Origin of the sequence: Spirosoma foliorum (genome assembly GCF_014117325.1) — a bacterium.
In the GTDB taxonomy this organism is placed as follows: Bacteria; Bacteroidota; Bacteroidia; order Cytophagales; family Spirosomataceae; genus Spirosoma; species Spirosoma foliorum.
Map to the genome: position 1 here is coordinate 6667520 of NZ_CP059732.1, position 16687 is coordinate 6684206.

Here is a 16687-nt window from a genome sequence, read left to right on the forward strand (position 1 = left end):
TAAGGGCATTAACAATTTTTAATGATTATCTTGTACAAAAACCACTTGTTTTGGTGTTGTAGAAATAATCCCTACTTAAAAATCTACTCGTACCGTGAAAGAGCGATTAGTCGTTATCCCAACCTATAATGAAATCGAGAATATCGAAGCGATCATTCGGAAGGTGTTCAGCCTTTCGACGTCATTCGATGTACTCATTGTGGACGACGGCTCGCCTGACGGGACCGCCCAACGCGTCCGTGATTTACAGGAAGAATTTCCGCCTACCGGTTCTTCAGTGCGGGGTTCGCTCCCTAAACTGCACCTGCTCGAACGCCGAGGCAAGTTAGGATTAGGCACCGCTTACATCGATGGGTTTAAGTGGGCATTATCGAGAGGCTATCAATATCTTTTTGAGATGGATGCCGATTTCTCGCACAATCCCGAAGACCTGATCAAGCTTTATCACGCTTGTGCCGACGAAGGCCCTGAGCGGGCCGATGTGGCCGTAGGTTCTCGGTATATTCGGGGAGTCAATGTAGTGAACTGGCCAATGGGGCGGGTGTTGATGTCGTATTTTGCGGGTGTCTACGTTCGGTTTATCACAGGCATGTCGATCATGGATCCAACGGCAGGTTTCATTTGCTATCGAGCCGAAGTGCTGGAGGTAATTCTGCATAACCCAATCAAATTTGTGGGGTATGCCTTCCAGATCGAGATGAAATTTACATGCTGGAAGTATGGCTTCCGCATTAAGGAAGTCCCCATTATTTTCACTGATCGTACGCGGGGAGTCTCCAAAATGTCGTCTAAAATTTTCAAGGAAGCGGTCTTTGGTGTACTTCAGATGAAAATCAGTAGTTTCTTCCGCCATTATATTCCCCGTCGGGAGAGTGTGAAGAAAGTTGAAGAACCGGTTGGCGTATAGGACTTCGATTAATCATAGTCTAGAAATAACGTGAACAATGAATAATCAATTGGTTATTAGCTGATTATTCATTGTTATTTTTTTGTCATCCCGACGCAGGAGGGATCTTCGGTAAATAACCAGTTGCCGAAGATCCCTCCTGCGTCGGGATGACAAAAAACTAGTATAATTCTATTCGTAAATCCTCCATAATTCACGTTAAATAGAAAGAGATTCAGCTCTGACAATTCGTCTGCTGAGTTAGTAAAAGCTGGTTAGGCGGGACTATGGCAATCCAACCTAACCAGCTTTTTTATAAACTATTTGTGTTTTGCGGTTGCCTCAAGGCCTTCTCCGTCGGACCTGCGTTATGGTGATCGGCACACAAACAGGTCGACAATCTGCCCCCGGCATCGAAACCGTGAATGTTGTAGTAGCCGGAGCGCCAAGTCCTGCACTGTTTCGAGCGACAGCCGTTAGCGTGTGTAGCCCATTTGGCAATGATACAGAACAGCCCCATGTGCTTCCAGCCGTTACGGTCGTAGAACACAGTACGGTAGCGCCTTCGCTGAGCGTTACACTCGCTCCGGCCGTTACAGTTCCGCTCACGGGAATAACCGGGCCTATGACAGTACTACTCGCTACTGGACTCAGAATCGCAATTGTTGGAGGAGTTTGACAGTTAGCGCTGCCCACGTTGTAGTTTCCTTTCCAGGCATTGTATACCACTCCATTCGACAGAAAACCAAGGGCTGTTAGATCATTTCCCACGTTGATAGGCTGCGTAGGCGGATTCGGTTGAAAGGGATCATTACTGGTCCAGATTTCCACAGGTCCAACACAAGGGCCACTGTTGGTAAACGTAAACAGAATTGTTTCCTGCGTTGCACTATAGGGGATAATTGGCGCATTGGGCGTTAACCCGAAGATAAAATAATCATAGTTTGGGCTTTGCAACGGAGCCCGAACGGTTGTGTTGTTCGTCCAGCCCCCGTTGGTATTTTGCACATTGGCAACCTGAAAACTACCCGTCGGTACTACAATGGTTACCTGCCCGGTGTTTGTAATTCGATTGGCTCCCGAGAGGCTCACAGTACTGGAAAGCGATACCTGATAGGTGACCTTATCGGGAAGCAGTTTTACCGAATAGTAAATACCATCCTGCGCCACACTGTTAGTCAGTCTGAACAGTACTAGCAATAGTATACCGACGATTTGTAAGTATACCCATGAATGGGATTTATGGTGTGTATAAGTCATAAGTAACGTAGGATTAGTTTATCAATTCCCCATACTACCCACCTATAGTTAGTGTATAAGTAAATTTACAAACATATTTCAACTATCACATTGGCACTCAGTTAAGTCTAGCTTTAAAGAATTCGTTGGTTCTACACAACTATCTACTTCCTGGCTATTCAACATACTAATACTGTTTCAGTTTGGCTTTTGCGTCTAACCCCAACCTCCAAGGGCGGAGTTGTTAAGAACTGAATTTCCCCTCACCCCGACCACTCTCCCGTTTTGGGAGAGTGGCTAACTTAACAGCTCCGCCCTTCTGCCATATCACTAGAATCATCTTTACGCTAAATCACGGAATCTGCTCCTGCACGATGTATGTAATATCGTAGGCCGAGTTATTTGGGAAGAGCAGTACTGTGGTGAAAATGGTCTGTAGATCATTTCCGGCACCCTGATACCGCACTTCACCATCCAGATTGACATCACCAGTCAGATAGCGTTGCACGATATAGGTCGGTAAGGTTGATGTGTTGCCTCCTTCCAGAAGTACCTGACTAAATACTGCTCCGAGATCATTATTGCTGCCCTGATAGATCACTTGCCGTTTTGCCGATGTTCCTTCAACGCCACTTGTGTTGCCCGGCCAGAGCACCCGGTTTGTACTGATTGTCTGCTGAGCCAGTGTACCATAGGTTGGTGTAGCTGTTGATATGAAATCAACCGTAACGGCCGTGCTGCTGAGTGCCACTGTATTTTGTGTCATCACACCCAGGTGATTTCGGTGGCGTATGGATACATAATAGCTACCCGCTCCTACAGTGAAGGTTAACGGTGAAACACCATCAATATCGACCACATCGCCATCTCTCTGTACCAATGCCGACCGGGTTGCCACTACAACCGACGCGCTGGCGGGATTACGTAATTCAACAAATACCCAATCAACAATTGCATTATTTCCCGTGGTGCTCAACACCGATGCGGTTGTCGCTTCGTTACCTCCTCCACCAACATGTGTAAAGCCAGAGCCTACCAGCACAGGAGTAGAATACGGTTCGATTAGCGGCAGTAGATTCTTTGTCCGAAGATCATCGCGCATGAGACTTGTTGTGGAATTGTAAGCCCCACCCAGGAAAACCTTCGGTCTTATAACCGCGATCGGATCTGTAACCGTGACAGTCATACTTGCCGTTACGCTAACCGGACTGGCGCAGTTTACGGGCGAACTACCATTGGTGGCTGTATACGAAATCACGTACGAACCCGCTGTAGCAAACGTTAGCGAGCCAGTGGATGTCCCCGTCCCGCTCGTTGCAGGAGAAACTCCCGATGTTGGGCTAACTGCCCAGTTCAATACGCCCGGTGTGCCTCCGAGAGCGGCCACAGTCACACTCTGCCCGATGTTCAGGGATATAGACGACGGGGTCAGGGTTAGCGCAGAAGGTACTGTACAGGGTGGAGCAACTACCGAGAAACTGGTTATAGCCGAAGCAGACCCACCTATCGTTGTCACGGAGGCAGTTACACTCACCGGTCCGGGCGTTAGCGTTATGGATGTACAAGACCAGCTTCCTGCGCTACTAACTGCTACTATACAGGGGGCATTACCCGGTGCTACTACCGTTACACTGGTATTAGGCGTAGCTGTTCCACTAACTACCGGATTCAGGAACGTGACCGAATTCATCGCTGGTGTCGTAATCACAATTGTTGGTGGCGCAACCGCCGTAAAGGTGGTTGTCGTAGTGGCCGTTCCGCCAACATTGCTGGCTACGGCCGTCAGTGTAACCGGCCCAGCCGTTAACGTCAGTGAGTTACAACTCCAGTTCGTGCCCACTACGGCAGGGATACACGATTGTCCACCCGGTGCCAATAAGGTGACCGAAGCGCCTGCGGTAACGGTGCCGCTCACGAGGGGCGTTGTACTGGTCAGGCTATTGGGGGCCGGACTGGTTATGGCTATTGTTGGTGGCCCTATTGCCGTAAACGTGGTTGTGGTTGTAGCGGTGCCACCAACATTACTGGCTACGGCCGTCAGTGTAACTGGGCCAGCCGTTAATGTTAGTGAACTACAGCTCCAATCCGTTCCTACTACAGTTGGGATACACGATTGTCCACCCGGTGCCAGTAACGTGACCGAAGCGCCCGCCGTGACAGTGCCACTTACCAACGGTGTCAGACTAGTCAGGCTATTCGGAGCGGGAACCAGAATGGCAATTGTCGGCGCAGCCACAGCTGTAAAGCTAGTTGTTGCCGTAGCGCTCCCCACTTCGTTGACGGCTACAGCCGTTAGCGTAACCGGCCCAGCCGCTAGCGTTATACCTGTACAAGACCAGTTGCCATTACCATCAATCACGGGCACACACGACTGTCCACCCGGTGCCAGTAACGTAACACTGGCTCCTGTTGTTACCGTGCCACTAATCAAAGGATTCAGGTTTGTTTGACTACCAGCCACCGGTACATTGATGGCAACAGTAGGCAGCACGTGAATAAGAACCGTTGTTGAACAAGTGCCCGTAGCTTCTCCCGATGTGATAGTGAGCGATCGAATACCCCGTGGACCACTGCCGTTGTAGCTAATGGGCATTGTAAAGGTAGTTTGTCCACTTACGATCGTTTGCGTACTTACACCTGTTAACCCACTTCCCGAAATCGAAACGGTGGTCGTGCCGAGTAGATTAACCGTTAACGGAAAGGTCAGCGTACCTGACGATGGGAAACCAACAATGAAAGTACCACTTACAGTTGAGGTAGTACAATTTCCGAAGGTAAACGCGCCTGGACATTCGTAAGCCATTCCGGCAGGGAAACTAACGATTGCATTATAAGTCGAGCAGGTTTGGCCGAACTCAGCAAAACCATAGTAGACATTTGTTGTAGATAAAGCACTAACCACAGAGCCTACGCGTATTTCGATTTCGTCAAATTCCTTCGTCGTCTGGAATTGCGCTTTGTACTTGTTTGTTGACAGAAGCGATACCGTTAACAGGCTGTTTGTACCTACGGATTCCTGAATAACGCCCCCTTTATAGGTAACAATCGTGAGCGAATTAATCAGTGTTACCTGCGCGAGTCCCGTATTTTCGACCACAAAACCAGCCATATCGCCAGCGCGTGCCATCCGACTCAGTTTGGCACGGATAGAACCATAACCCGATACACCGACGGTTGTAACAATGCTACCAAAGTTCGTGAGGCTGGCATCGCCTACCTGATCCACATTGGTAATGCTACATCCCACACAGGCTGTAGTGGTGAATCCACTTGCCGACACGCCAACGGTTGTATTGTTGGCGGTAGCAGCCGGATCAATTTTCGTACATACCTGATATGAAAAGGCAGCCGTTCCCGAGCTGGGATCTGTTGGTCGGAAATTGATCGTCCCGTTTGAGTTAGCCGTTGCGCTACCATTGCCCGGCTGCGACACAATAGTCACCGTAGTAGGATCTAACAGTCCCGATCCACTGGCAATGTCGTTGCCCAGCACCGAGAACGACTGTGGACAGGCCGTTTGCGATAGTACATCGGTACACAGATTAGCCGGGAATGCAATATTGAACGAAACTGTCTGATACTGTGGGGCTGGCTTAGCAAATCCATAATACACATCGGTCGTAGCCAGTAAGCCAAGTCCGGCCGTAACACTCAACTCTACCTCATCGAAATTCGATACGGTTGTTGGAAAACTGATTTCATAACGTGACCCGGTCAACACCTGCACGCTAGCCAGTCCACTAACTGTATAGCTTTCTTTTGCAACACCGGCCAGATAGGTTCGGATAACCAGCGTCGGAAACACGCTGGCCGCTAAGATTCCACTATTGGCAATCACAAATCCGGCGAGATCTCCCTTTAACCCCGTCCCATTGAGTTTAGCTCGGACAGATACAGTACCATCCAGAGCAACCGTTTGGTTAATTGTTGCAAAATCGGTCGTGCTAGTGCTGGTCAGGTTATTTATCCCCGTAACAGAGCATAGAAGGCAGGTAAGATCTTTATCCGACTGGGGCGCAGAACTGGTAATGAACGAAGTCGATGAGACAGAAGCGGCTCTAAGCGTAAATGTGGCCGTACCCGCTGCCGAAGTCGATGGCTGGAAGCGCACGGTTCCATCACTATTCACATAAACTTTCCCCGTAGCTGGCTGCGATACAACCTGAACGGTTGATGGGTCAACCGTGCGGGGGGCTGTAGCACTAAACGACGATAACAGATTCAATGACTGACCACAGGCAACCAGTGTTGTCAATACCGAGTAGCTGGCTGTTGTAGTCGCCGTGCCACCAATAGTACTGGCAATGGCCGTTAACGTAACCGGACCAGCTGGCAAGGCAAACGAACTACAGGACCAGGCACCTGTACTGGCGTTAGCTGTAGTTACGCACGATTGGCTGTTTGGCCCCAGCAGCGTTACACTGGCACTGGCCGTAGCGGTCCCACTTACGGTTGGCGAGTTGGTGATTTGCGTGCCCGGTGTAGGCGTAATAATACTGATCGTTGGAGAAGCAATGGCTGTAAAAGTGGTTGTCGTCGATGTTCTTCCCCCAATAGTTCCGGCGGTTGCCGTCAATGTGACTGGCCCCACAGGAACCGTAATCGAATTACAGGACCAGTTGCCGCTCCCATCCGCCGTGGTAACGCAGGATGACCCATTCGGGCTGGTCACGGTTACACTAGCGCCCGGTGTTGCGGTACCGCTCACCGGTGGCGACTGACTTGTTTGTGCATTCAACGCAGGTGCGGTAAACGCAATCGTTGGTGGCCCGATAGCCGTGAAACTAACCGTTGCGGTATTGCTGGGTCCAACATTGTTGGCAGCAACAGCGGTTAGCGTAACCGGGCCCGCTGTTAATGTCAGTGAATTACAGGACCAGTTGCCTGTCCCGCCATCGTTAACAACACAAAACTGGCCTCCTGGTGCCGTAAGTGTTACGCTGGAATTTGCAGTTACCGTTCCACTTACTACCGGGGTTAAACTTGTCAGACTACTGGGAGCCGGACTTAAAATAGCCACTACCGGCAACAGCAAGCAGTTTGCGGAACCCACCCCATAATTACCAAGCCAGGCATTTGTAACGCCCTCCCTGGCGAAACCCAATGCAGTCAGGTCATTACCCACGTTTATCGGTTGCGAAGGCGGATTAGGCTTGAAAGCATCAGTACTGGCCCAGACTTCTATTGGCCCGGCACACGGCCCGAGGTTACGAAACGTAAATAAGGCGACTTCTGTATTGGCGGTATAAGGAATGGAAGCGCCATTGTTTGTCAGACCAAAAATAAAGTAGTCTTTAGTCGGGTTTTGTGACGGCGCACGAACTATAGTATTATTGGCCCACTGACCATTTACCCCCGTTAACGACGTAACCGTAAAGCTACCAGCAGGGGCTACAATTGTAACCTGAGCACTATTCGTTTGCCGATCGGCACCCGTATAACTAACCGTACTTGACAGCGATACCTGATAGGTAATACCATCAGACTGGAGTTTCACGGCATACCTGATTCCATTTTGTGCCCAGCTAACGGTTATACTAGCCAGTAGTAACATAGAAATCCAAGTAAGTCGGCAGAACAAATAGTTAAAAAGTAGAGGTGTGTGTCGCATGTCAATAGGGATTTGTTTATAGTAGGTGTATTAGGGGACTTGTTCGCTCACGATATAGGCAATCGAAAAGGCGGCATTATCTGGATGCAGGAGTTCACTCAGGAAAATTATCTGTGTATCGTTCCCTGCTCCTTGGCTTATTATTTGACCATTCAGGTCTAAATCACTGGTCGAATATTTCGTTGCGATATACGTGATCAGCGCATTGGGGTTTCCGGTATCTAGCTGTACCTGGTTCAGCACCCACCCAACGTCATTATTGCTTCCCTGGTAAATTATAGTCCGGTTCCCGTCGGCATTTCCGCCCCAGAGTACCCGTTTATTGGTACTGGAAATCAGTTGTTGCGCATTACTGCCATAGGTAGTGGTGGCAGGATTCGTGAAATCTACAGTTACCGCTGTGCTACTTAATGCACTGGCAGCTGCCGTCATCACACCCAGATGATTTCTATGCCGAACGCTGACATAGTAACTGCCCGCTCCCGAACTAAACGTCAAGGGCGATACGCCATCTGTGGCAACAATGTCGCCATCTCGCTGCAGTAAAGCCGCGTGCGTTGCTACCACAACTGATGCGCTGGTGGGGTTTCGTAATTCGACAAATACCCAATCGACAATTGCATTATTTCCGGTTGTACTTAACACCGATGTTGTTGTTGATTCATTCCCTCCTCCACCCTTATGTGTAAAGCTGGTGCCAACCAAAGTCGACAACGAATAAGGTTCGGTGAGTGGAAGCAGGTTATTCTGCCGTAAATCGTCACGCATTAAGCCTGTTGATGCGTTATAAGCACCACCCAGCAGCACGCGAAGATTTAGGACAGCCAATGGGTCTATTACCGTGATGGTTGTGGTAGCTGTAACGCTAACGGTACCTATACACGTTAACGGGATTGTAGCATTCGTAACTACATAAGTGAGCGTGTAGATACCAGCCTTTACGAATGTCAGTGAGCCCGTAGTTGTTGCCGTGCCCGTTGCTACAGGACTAATTCCCGTTGCTGGACTCACTGCCCAACCAAATACACCCGGCGTTCCGCCCGAGGCTGAAATTGCAATGGATTGCCCAATCGTCAGGCTTACTGCCAACGAGCTGAGTGTTAGTGCTGAGGGCGTAGTACAAGGGGGGGGCAACAGCTATAAAACTGCGCGTTGCGGTGGCTGTCCCAGCCGGATTCCCTACGATGGCCGTTAGCGTAACTGGTCCCGCAGGTAGTACCAGCGACGAACAGGACCAGGCCCCTGTACCCGCATCCGCTGTGGTTACACACGATTGTCCGTTTGGACCACTAATTGTCAGGCTAATCCCAGCTGTAGCTGTACCGTTTACCACAGGCGTAGTACTCGTTAGACTATTGGGAGCGGGGTTCGTAAAACTTACAGACGGAACCGGATAGACTGTTGCCGCTGTCGAACAGCTTCCCGGACCAGATGTAAATGATAAGGTTGAGGTTATGCTTAAGCTGCGTGTACCCGATGCACCCGTTCCGTTATAACTAATTGGTACTGCTATAGAAGATTGTCCGCTGGTAATGACGGTTGTGTAAGGTACTGGAGAACTGGCAAAGCCAGACCCTGTTACCGAGAGAGAGACAACACCCGACGTTGAACCAGTAACAGGAACCGTTAGGGTGCCTGAAGAGGGCGTTCCAGCAACAAAAGTACCTATAGTTGTGGCAGACCCACAATTGAAGTTGAACGTTGCCGCCGTTTGTGAGCCAAAGGCGTAGAAATAACTAACCGAGTTGAATAAGCTTACACTAATGAGTTCACCTCCAGTGATGATAATTTCAACGTCATCGAAGTCTTTTGTCGTTTTAAACGCTACCTCATTCTGCATACCACCTAATATTCCCAGTACATTCAGACTAAGAAGTGATGAGCCGCTTTTTGTTTCCTGCAAAACGCCTGCTTTGTAGGTTTTCAGGGTCATTGCATTGAATAAAGCGGCATTCAATGGGCCACCAGAAGATAATACCCAACCCGCATAATCTCCTGCCTTTGATACTGTTCCTGATTGAAGTTTCGCCCGAACGGATGTTGAAATACCACTTAATAGGCTAATACCCGTTATCGTAATAGCCGAGGAATCGGTAAGGCTAAGGTTTGCTACCGAAGAACCACTGGAAACATTGCTGGAACACAAAAAGCCACATCCGCTTACTGAGATGGTATATTGGTTTGTGGGCGTTACAAATTGTGATAAGTTGTTTTTTGCCCCATATTGCTGGGCATAGGCAAATGTTGATAAAAACCCCAAAGCGACTAACAGCCAACCGGTTCTTATCCATACCCAACATCTCGACAAAGGAAAAGTTAATCTAATCAATCGTAAACTATAGATATCCCATACCATAATTTCGATAATAGAAAATGCCATAAACGTTACTACATGGCAATTTCAAATAACATGCCTTTTGCGCAAAAAGAGAAATAATTTGCGGGAATTGTCCTCCTATTAGATGATAAATATATTATTAGGTAAATCTCTGTCGCTTACCTAATAGTTAGAAAAATAATATTATTTGTTTTTAAAATTTAATTTCCGGCAACAAAAAATATGCCACCTGTTAAAACACCTTCCCGATTATATGAACCGACAACTACCATAACCTAAATATCTCATTATAAGCAACATAATAGTTATTTATAGTCATATGAGAGTTCACATGAGATAGAATAAACCTATGTCTGAATAATGTATAGTATAGGACTTTCACACAAGTGGCCAGAAAGCCGTGCCACGGTTTATTTAAACGTCGTGAAAGTCTATTGTAATTGAAAATTCCCCGTAGAGCTAGATTAGTCTGAAATAGTAGTTAGCACTGGAAATGACTTAACAAATAGAGCCTAAAGCCCCTAACCACCCTTTGACAAACTCGAAGCTGATTGTCTGCTAACGGTAGTTCAATCAGGCTAGTTTGGCTAGAAAACGCTCGTAGGCTTCCGGCGATATCGCAATTTCAATCCGTTTATGTGGATTGGTAAAACCAGCCACAATCGTTACGTTCGATTTGGCAATACTCAGTTGTTTGGCGAGGAATTCTACTAGATAGGCGTTGGCTTTCCCATCCTGCGCGGGGGCCTTGATTTTGGCATTAAGTTGCCCGGCAGCATCGTAAAAGAGCTGATCAACCTTACTTCCGGGCTTGACTCTCAGGTGAAGCGTCACGATGGCTATACGTTAACCTTATAGTTCAGCTTAATTTCATCACCGGTCATTCCCCGAAAGCCCCAGTTATGCGCCGGACTTTCCAGAATACAGATTTCAATATCTGTAACCGCCAGCCCAAGTTGCTCTCCAATGCGCTCGTAGAGTAGATGAATCAACTTCTTTTTAGTTTCTACGGTGCGCCCTTCCATCATCATAAATTCCAGAATGACGTAATGTTCTGAAGCGGTGGCTGGCCGAAAAAAATCATCGGTGTCGAGGTAAAAAAATCGGTGTGCCCGTTTATCGACCGGAAACTGGAGCGCATCGACCACACAGGAATGAATCACCTCCGAAAGCTGATTCCGAATAGGTAGCAAGTGTTCACGAATCCCATAAATTTTTACCTGACTCATATCTATAAATGGATTCTCTCGATTCGTTGGATTCTGTTTGTACTTTTTTGATCAATAAAAATCGAGAGAATCCAAAAGAGTTACTAGTTAAGCTGACTGGCCAGTACCGCAATCCCCTCCTCGAAGGTATGTGGATCATAGCCAAGTACCGTTCGGGATTTGTCTAAAATAAATCCTGTACGGGGAGGCCGACGAGCCACCTGCGTAAACGTAGAGGCATCAGCCTGCGTAATCAACGATTTATCAAGATTGAAATAATCGGCGGTTCGAATCGCCATTTCATAAGGGGTCAGAACCTCTTTGCCTGATATGTTAAAAATACCTCCGGCCTCCTGATCGGCAATGAGGTAGCAGCCCATAGCGAGGTCTTCGGCTAGGGTTGGGCTACGCCACTGATCGGTTACGACTTTGATCGTCTTGCCATCTTCCAGCGATTTTTTCACCCACAAAATGATGTTGCTCCGGCTCATATCATGAGCAATGCCATACACAAGCACAGTTCGGGCAATAGCCCACCGTATATCGGAGTGCTTGACGGCCGATTCACCCGCCTGCTTGCTCCAGCCATAAAAACTAATTGGATTAGCTTCGGCCGTTTCATCATAAGGGCCGGCAGCCCCATCGAATATAAAATCGGTTGAAACATGGACCAGAAAAGCGCCTACAGTGCGGCAGGCTTCAATGATGTATTCAACCGCCGAAACGTTCTGCGCCCAGCATGCATCTTTCTGAATTTCACACTTATCCACATCGGTCATAGCTGCCCCGTGGATAACTACGTCCGGTTGAACTTCCGTGATCACATCCAGCACCTGCTGCCGATCTGTAATGTCCATTGACCGGTAGGTATATCCTTCCGAAAACGGCAAGCGGTTATCGCCCCGCGCTGTAGCGGTTAATGCAATGTTTGGTTGTTTTGTGAGTAAAGCAACCAGTTTCTGGCCTAATAAGCCATTGGCACCAGTAATAAGTATTTTTTTCATAATGTTTCGTGTAGAGACGCATCTTTGCGTCTCCTGTACCGGATGGTTTGGCTGACGCATTAGGAGACGCAAAGATGCGTCTCTACACATTACTAAAATTTATATCCGTACTGCTTTGTAATTTTCTTTTTCTTAATCCACTCACCGGTCATCGTCATACGAATATCTTTATCCGGGCGATTCATTTCGTTGCGAGGCTGTTTGGCAATGCTATCAACAATAGCTAAACCATCAATTACCTCGCCAAAAACGCTGTAATTTCCATCTAAATGCGGAGCGCCACCAAGCGTTTTATAAACCTGCTTTTGTTCATCGGTTGGCAACCGCCCTTTCATGGTTTGAATACGATCCAGCTGAGTTTGCAGACTAGCATCATCCCAAACACGGCCTTGCACGATATAAAACTGGCAACCGCTCGATGCTTTTTCAGGGTTACCGTCGCGGGCAGCTGCCAAAGCGCCTTTTTTATGAAAGAGCGACGGGACAAATTCTGCCGGAATTTTATAGCCCACATCACCATTTCCGAGTGGCTGATCGGGCTGGGCTTTCTTCGATTTTGGATCGCCCCCCTGGATCATAAACAGAGGAATAATTCGATGAAATAACAGGCTATCGTAGAACTTCTGGTTAACCAGTTTAATGAAGTTTTCTTTATGCTGGGGCGTTTGGTCGTACAGCACCAGCCGCATGGTGCCAAATGTAGTATTGAGTGAAACGAGATAGTCTTTCTTCTTCCGATTTTGGGCAATCGAGAGGATAGGAATCAGCAAAAGCAGAACGAGAAATTTACGCATGAATAAATAGTAGCTTATGCTTTTAGAGGACAACTCGGTTTTGAAACGCGTCTTTTAGACGTTGATCGTGGGTAACCACAATCAGGCTAGCTCCGATTTGCTCCGACTGTTCGCGCAGAAGTTCAACAACCCGGCTGGTATTCTCATCGTCCAGACTGGACGTTGGTTCATCCGCCAGAATAACATCGGGCTGATTCATAACGGCTCGCGCAATACTTACCCGTTGCTGTTCGCCCTGACTGAGTTGGTTGGTTTTCTTGTTGAGGTGATCGCCGAAGCCCAGTTGAGTAGCCAGTTCTCTGGCCCGGCTTTTATCCTGTGGTTTGTTCGCCAGATAATTCGCCATTAGCAGATTGTCCATAACAGACAACGCGCTCACAAAATGGGGCTTTTGATAAACAATCCCGACGTGTTTAGCCCGGAATGCAGCCGTTTCGGCCACACTGAGTTTTGTCAGATCAGTTTTGTCGATAATCACTGAACCACTTTTTGGTTTTAGCAGTAGCGCCAGCAAATGCAGAAACGTAGTTTTGCCGGTACCAGACCTCCCCAAAATCAGAAGAGCTTCGCGATTAGCACATTGGACATCCGGAAACGTAAACTGTTTCGCAGGGCCGTATTCAAATGTAAGTTGGTTCGTTACCAGCATCAGATTCAGGCGAGTATTCACAAAAATAGGCAAAAGTTGTAATCTCTCTCCTACCCAATGGCAATCGCTCGTTCATTTATTGGGAGTGTTTGCGGGTACTTTTAGATGAGAACACCGATTTAGTTATCAAGCAGATCATCTTTATAAACATACCAGGTCTATGACACGTTTTAAGCTAATAAGGGAAGAGTGCCCGAATTAACAGGCGCTTTTATCACTGAAGTCTCCGCTAAATTAAGGCATCGGCAACCCACTAACTCCTGAAAATGAGTTTATTTAATAAGAGAATAAATCAGTACCTTTGATTAGCTACCTGCCTCACAAAATGATGCCATTAGACGTTGATTTTCAGAAAGATATTGAGCAAATTGGACAAATTTCAATTATACCTACCCTGCTAAACGTCATCTGCAAAACAACCGGAATGGGTTTTGCAGCAGTAGCTCGGGTTACAGAGGACAGGTGGATTGCCTGTAGTGTTCAGGATGAAATTCAATTCGGATTGGTTCCTGGTGGCGAATTAAAACTAGAGACAACTATTTGTGATGAGATTCGGGATTCGCATCAGGCAGTAGTTATCGATCACGTACAGGAAAGTGAAGCGTTTCGGAATCATCATACTCCTCTGATGTATGGATTTCAGAGTTATATTTCCTTCCCCATTATCCTAAAAACTGGTGAATTTTTCGGAACTCTATGCGCTATTGATCCCAAACCAGCCCAACTCGATAACGACAAAATTAAAGGTATGTTCACCGCTTTTGCGGAGTTGATTTCCTTTCATTTACAGCAACAAGATCTGCTTAAAGAAAGCCAAAATATTATAAATGAGCAGGTGATAGCCCAACAGCGCCTTGAAGAAAGCGAAAATCGATACCGGGATTTATCGAATGATCTGGAACGCCAGGTACAGGCACGTACCCGCGAGTTGCAGGAGTCTGTTCAGGATCTGAAGCGATCTAACGAAAATCTGCAACAGTTTGCCTACATCGCCAGTCATGATTTGCAGGAACCACTTCGTAAAATTCAATCCTTTGGAGATATTCTTCTAACGAAACGTGCAGATGACTTAGGTGAAGACGTTGATTTTCTAATGCGGATGCAGTCAGCCGCAAATCGAATGTCGACTTTGATTAAAGATTTATTGGCCTATTCACGAATTTCAACCCGCCAGGAAGCAGCTTCGCCGGTCTCACTGAATCAGGTTGTTGCAAGCGTATTACAAGATCTGGAAATGACTATTCGGGAGGCAAATGCACAGATAGATGTTGACGTTTTGCCCATCGTGCAAGGCGACCGTAGACAGTTGGAACAACTTATGCAAAACTTATTGAGTAACGCTTTGAAATTCCGGCGGGTTGACGTGCCACCCCACATTAAGGTGAGCACCCGAACCATTGCCGTAGGTGAATTGCCTTCATCGATCAAACCGACCCGAAAAACGGCGATGTACCATCGAATTGAAGTGACGGACAATGGTATCGGTTTTGATGAAAAGTACCTGGATCGCGTCTTTCAGGTTTTTCAACGATTGCATACAAAAAGCGAATTTTCAGGAACTGGTATTGGATTAGCCATCTGCGAAAAAGTTGCTGCCAATCACGGCGGGGCTATTACGGCGGTAAGTCAACTTGGTCAAGGGACCACATTTCAGATCTACATGCCCTTAACGACCGATTCTGCTCTATTGTAAGCGTTCATAAAACGAAGTCGATTCTACCGAGCTTACGTTAAAACAAAAGCACTTTCTTCTCTCATCATTTGACGATACACGGCAATCAGGTAATTTTGGCCCTACTAGTCAGCCGTCGTCAGCCTTTAGTCAAAAGTAGTTGCTGGATAAGCACTATAATTTCTCTGTTCTGATGACTAATGACTTTCGCCTAACGACTTGTATCGATTTTGAAACGCATTGTCTTATTTGCTTCCGGCTCCGGCTCAAATGCCGAGAAAATTGCTGATTATTTCGTGGGTAACGCCGACGTTGAGGTTTCACTAATTGTCTCCAATAATCCGAAAGCGGGAGTTATCGAACGCGCCAGGCGGTTGCACATTCCGGTTTTGCTCTTCGATCGAAAAACTTTTTACGACACAAATCGCATTACGCAACTTCTTCTTAACCAGAACGTTGATTTGATTGTATTAGCCGGTTTCATGTGGCTAATGCCAGCCGATTTAGTTCGGGCATTCCCGAATAAAATTGTTAACATTCACCCAGCTTTATTGCCTAAATTTGGTGGGAAGGGCATGTATGGGCACTTCGTTCATGAAGCCGTAGTGGCCGCTGGCGAAACTGAGTCTGGCATTACGATTCACTATGTAAACGAGCATTACGACGAAGGTCAGATTATTTTCCAGGCCCATTGTCTGGTTGTGCCGACTGATACCCCCGATGATGTTGCTAAAAAAGTACAGGTATTGGAGCATGAACATTATCCGAGGATAGTCGCAGAGGTTTTAGCCGGACTGATTTAAAGAAAACAGACCGCTGATTTTTATGATCAAACAATCATAAAAATCAGCGGTCTATAAAATGAGCATTATGAATAGACTATACGTGTTTCTAGTGTTGTTAGTAGCTTTAACAGGCTGTTTTCAGCCCATCGCTTACCTAAATCACAAGACACATTACCCGGTTGATGTTTTTTACGACAATCAGCGGCCTGATCGTCCGTTTGCGCCTATGCAGGATCTGGAAGTAAAAGGCGAAGTGCCGTTAACCGACCGTCAGTCAAAAAATCAGCGTATGGTTGGCCGAGGAAACGATATGCAGCAAAAAGACCTGATGCTGGCCCGCCTAACCATGCAGGCGAAGAAGCTCGGTGCCGATGCGCTGGTAGCCGTTAAATACACCTACTACACCTCGACAACCGATAATGGCTACCTGATGACCGGTGTAGCGGTCAAATATAAGAAAGAGGCAGAGACGCCTGTAAACTAAACATGTCCGCTAAACCG

Annotated in this window: 13 protein-coding genes; 4 read left to right on the plus strand and 9 right to left on the minus strand. The window is 47.3% G+C overall.

The features are described from left to right. Positions 1-94 precede the first annotated feature (94 nt). Positions 95-907 carry a polyprenol monophosphomannose synthase gene (locus tag H3H32_RS28090; protein ID WP_182459054.1) on the plus strand — a complete coding sequence of 271 codons (813 nt, stop codon included), beginning with the start codon at positions 95-97 and terminating at the stop codon, positions 905-907. A 321-nt stretch (positions 908-1228) separates the two neighbouring features. Here the strand turns inward: H3H32_RS28090 and H3H32_RS28095 are convergent, their stop codons facing one another. The 9 genes from H3H32_RS28095 to H3H32_RS28135 all read right to left on the minus strand — a co-directional run bounded on the left by H3H32_RS28095 (position 1229) and on the right by H3H32_RS28135 (position 13729). After that, a complete protein-coding gene (locus H3H32_RS28095; protein WP_182459055.1) occupies positions 1229-2146 on the minus strand; it encodes a hypothetical protein in 918 nt (305 codons plus the stop codon). A 331-nt stretch (positions 2147-2477) separates the two neighbouring features. Further along, positions 2478-7736 carry an Ig-like domain-containing protein gene (locus H3H32_RS28100; RefSeq protein WP_220472568.1) on the minus strand — a complete coding sequence of 1753 codons (5259 nt, stop codon included), beginning with the start codon at positions 7734-7736 and terminating at the stop codon, positions 2478-2480. 30 nt (positions 7737-7766) lie between these two features. After that, the gene (locus H3H32_RS28105; RefSeq protein WP_182459057.1) at positions 7767-8825 is read right to left on the minus strand and encodes a hypothetical protein; all 1059 of its coding nucleotides are present in this window, start codon (positions 8823-8825) and stop codon (positions 7767-7769) included. Continuing rightward, entirely contained in the window at positions 8725-9996 is a 1272-nt protein-coding gene (locus H3H32_RS28110; RefSeq protein ID WP_182459058.1) for a hypothetical protein, read from the minus strand. The genes H3H32_RS28105 and H3H32_RS28110 overlap by 101 nt, the downstream gene beginning before the upstream one ends. A gap of 651 nt (positions 9997-10647) precedes the next feature. After that, positions 10648-10908 carry a DUF167 domain-containing protein gene (locus H3H32_RS28115; RefSeq protein ID WP_182459059.1) on the minus strand — a complete coding sequence of 87 codons (261 nt, stop codon included), beginning with the start codon at positions 10906-10908 and terminating at the stop codon, positions 10648-10650. A gap of 5 nt (positions 10909-10913) precedes the next feature. Beyond that, the gene (locus tag H3H32_RS28120) at positions 10914-11303 is read right to left on the minus strand and encodes a tautomerase family protein (RefSeq protein WP_182459060.1); all 390 of its coding nucleotides are present in this window, start codon (positions 11301-11303) and stop codon (positions 10914-10916) included. An 83-nt stretch (positions 11304-11386) separates the two neighbouring features. Then, a complete protein-coding gene (locus H3H32_RS28125; protein ID WP_182459061.1) occupies positions 11387-12286 on the minus strand; it encodes an SDR family oxidoreductase in 900 nt (299 codons plus the stop codon). Positions 12287-12378: 92 nt separating this feature from the next. Further along, on the minus strand, positions 12379-13080 hold the full coding sequence (locus H3H32_RS28130) for a peptidylprolyl isomerase (protein WP_182459062.1): 702 nt from the start codon (positions 13078-13080) through the stop codon (positions 12379-12381). Between the two features lie 22 nt (positions 13081-13102). After that, positions 13103-13729, minus strand: a complete 627-nt coding sequence (locus tag H3H32_RS28135) for an ATP-binding cassette domain-containing protein (protein ID WP_182464503.1) — start codon at positions 13727-13729, stop codon at positions 13103-13105. Positions 13730-14054: 325 nt separating this feature from the next. Here H3H32_RS28135 and H3H32_RS28140 point away from each other — a divergent pair, with 325 nt between their 5' ends. The 3 genes from H3H32_RS28140 to H3H32_RS28150 all read left to right on the plus strand — a co-directional run bounded on the left by H3H32_RS28140 (position 14055) and on the right by H3H32_RS28150 (position 16670). Then, positions 14055-15422, plus strand: a complete 1368-nt coding sequence (locus H3H32_RS28140) for a sensor histidine kinase (protein WP_182459063.1) — start codon at positions 14055-14057, stop codon at positions 15420-15422. Between the two features lie 209 nt (positions 15423-15631). Next, on the plus strand, positions 15632-16204 hold the full coding sequence (gene purN / locus H3H32_RS28145) for a phosphoribosylglycinamide formyltransferase (RefSeq protein ID WP_182459064.1): 573 nt from the start codon (positions 15632-15634) through the stop codon (positions 16202-16204). A 67-nt stretch (positions 16205-16271) separates the two neighbouring features. Continuing rightward, entirely contained in the window at positions 16272-16670 is a 399-nt protein-coding gene (locus tag H3H32_RS28150) for a YbjQ family protein (RefSeq protein ID WP_182459065.1), read from the plus strand. Positions 16671-16687: the final 17 nt, after the last annotated feature.

Coding starts and splice junctions, on each gene's coding strand:
- H3H32_RS28095 (WP_182459055.1), bottom strand. CDS start 2,146: ATGACTTATACACACCATAAATCCCATTCATGGGTATACTTACAAATC.
- H3H32_RS28125 (WP_182459061.1), bottom strand. CDS start 12,286: ATGAAAAAAATACTTATTACTGGTGCCAATGGCTTATTAGGCCAGAAA.
- H3H32_RS28135 (WP_182464503.1), bottom strand. CDS start 13,729: ATGCTGGTAACGAACCAACTTACATTTGAATACGGCCCTGCGAAACAG.
- H3H32_RS28140 (WP_182459063.1), top strand. CDS start 14,055: ATGATGCCATTAGACGTTGATTTTCAGAAAGATATTGAGCAAATTGGA.
- H3H32_RS28150 (WP_182459065.1), top strand. CDS start 16,272: ATGAATAGACTATACGTGTTTCTAGTGTTGTTAGTAGCTTTAACAGGC.
- H3H32_RS28120 (WP_182459060.1), bottom strand. CDS start 11,303: ATGAGTCAGGTAAAAATTTATGGGATTCGTGAACACTTGCTACCTATT.
- H3H32_RS28100 (WP_220472568.1), bottom strand. CDS start 7,736: ATGCGACACACACCTCTACTTTTTAACTATTTGTTCTGCCGACTTACT.
- H3H32_RS28130 (WP_182459062.1), bottom strand. CDS start 13,080: ATGCGTAAATTTCTCGTTCTGCTTTTGCTGATTCCTATCCTCTCGATT.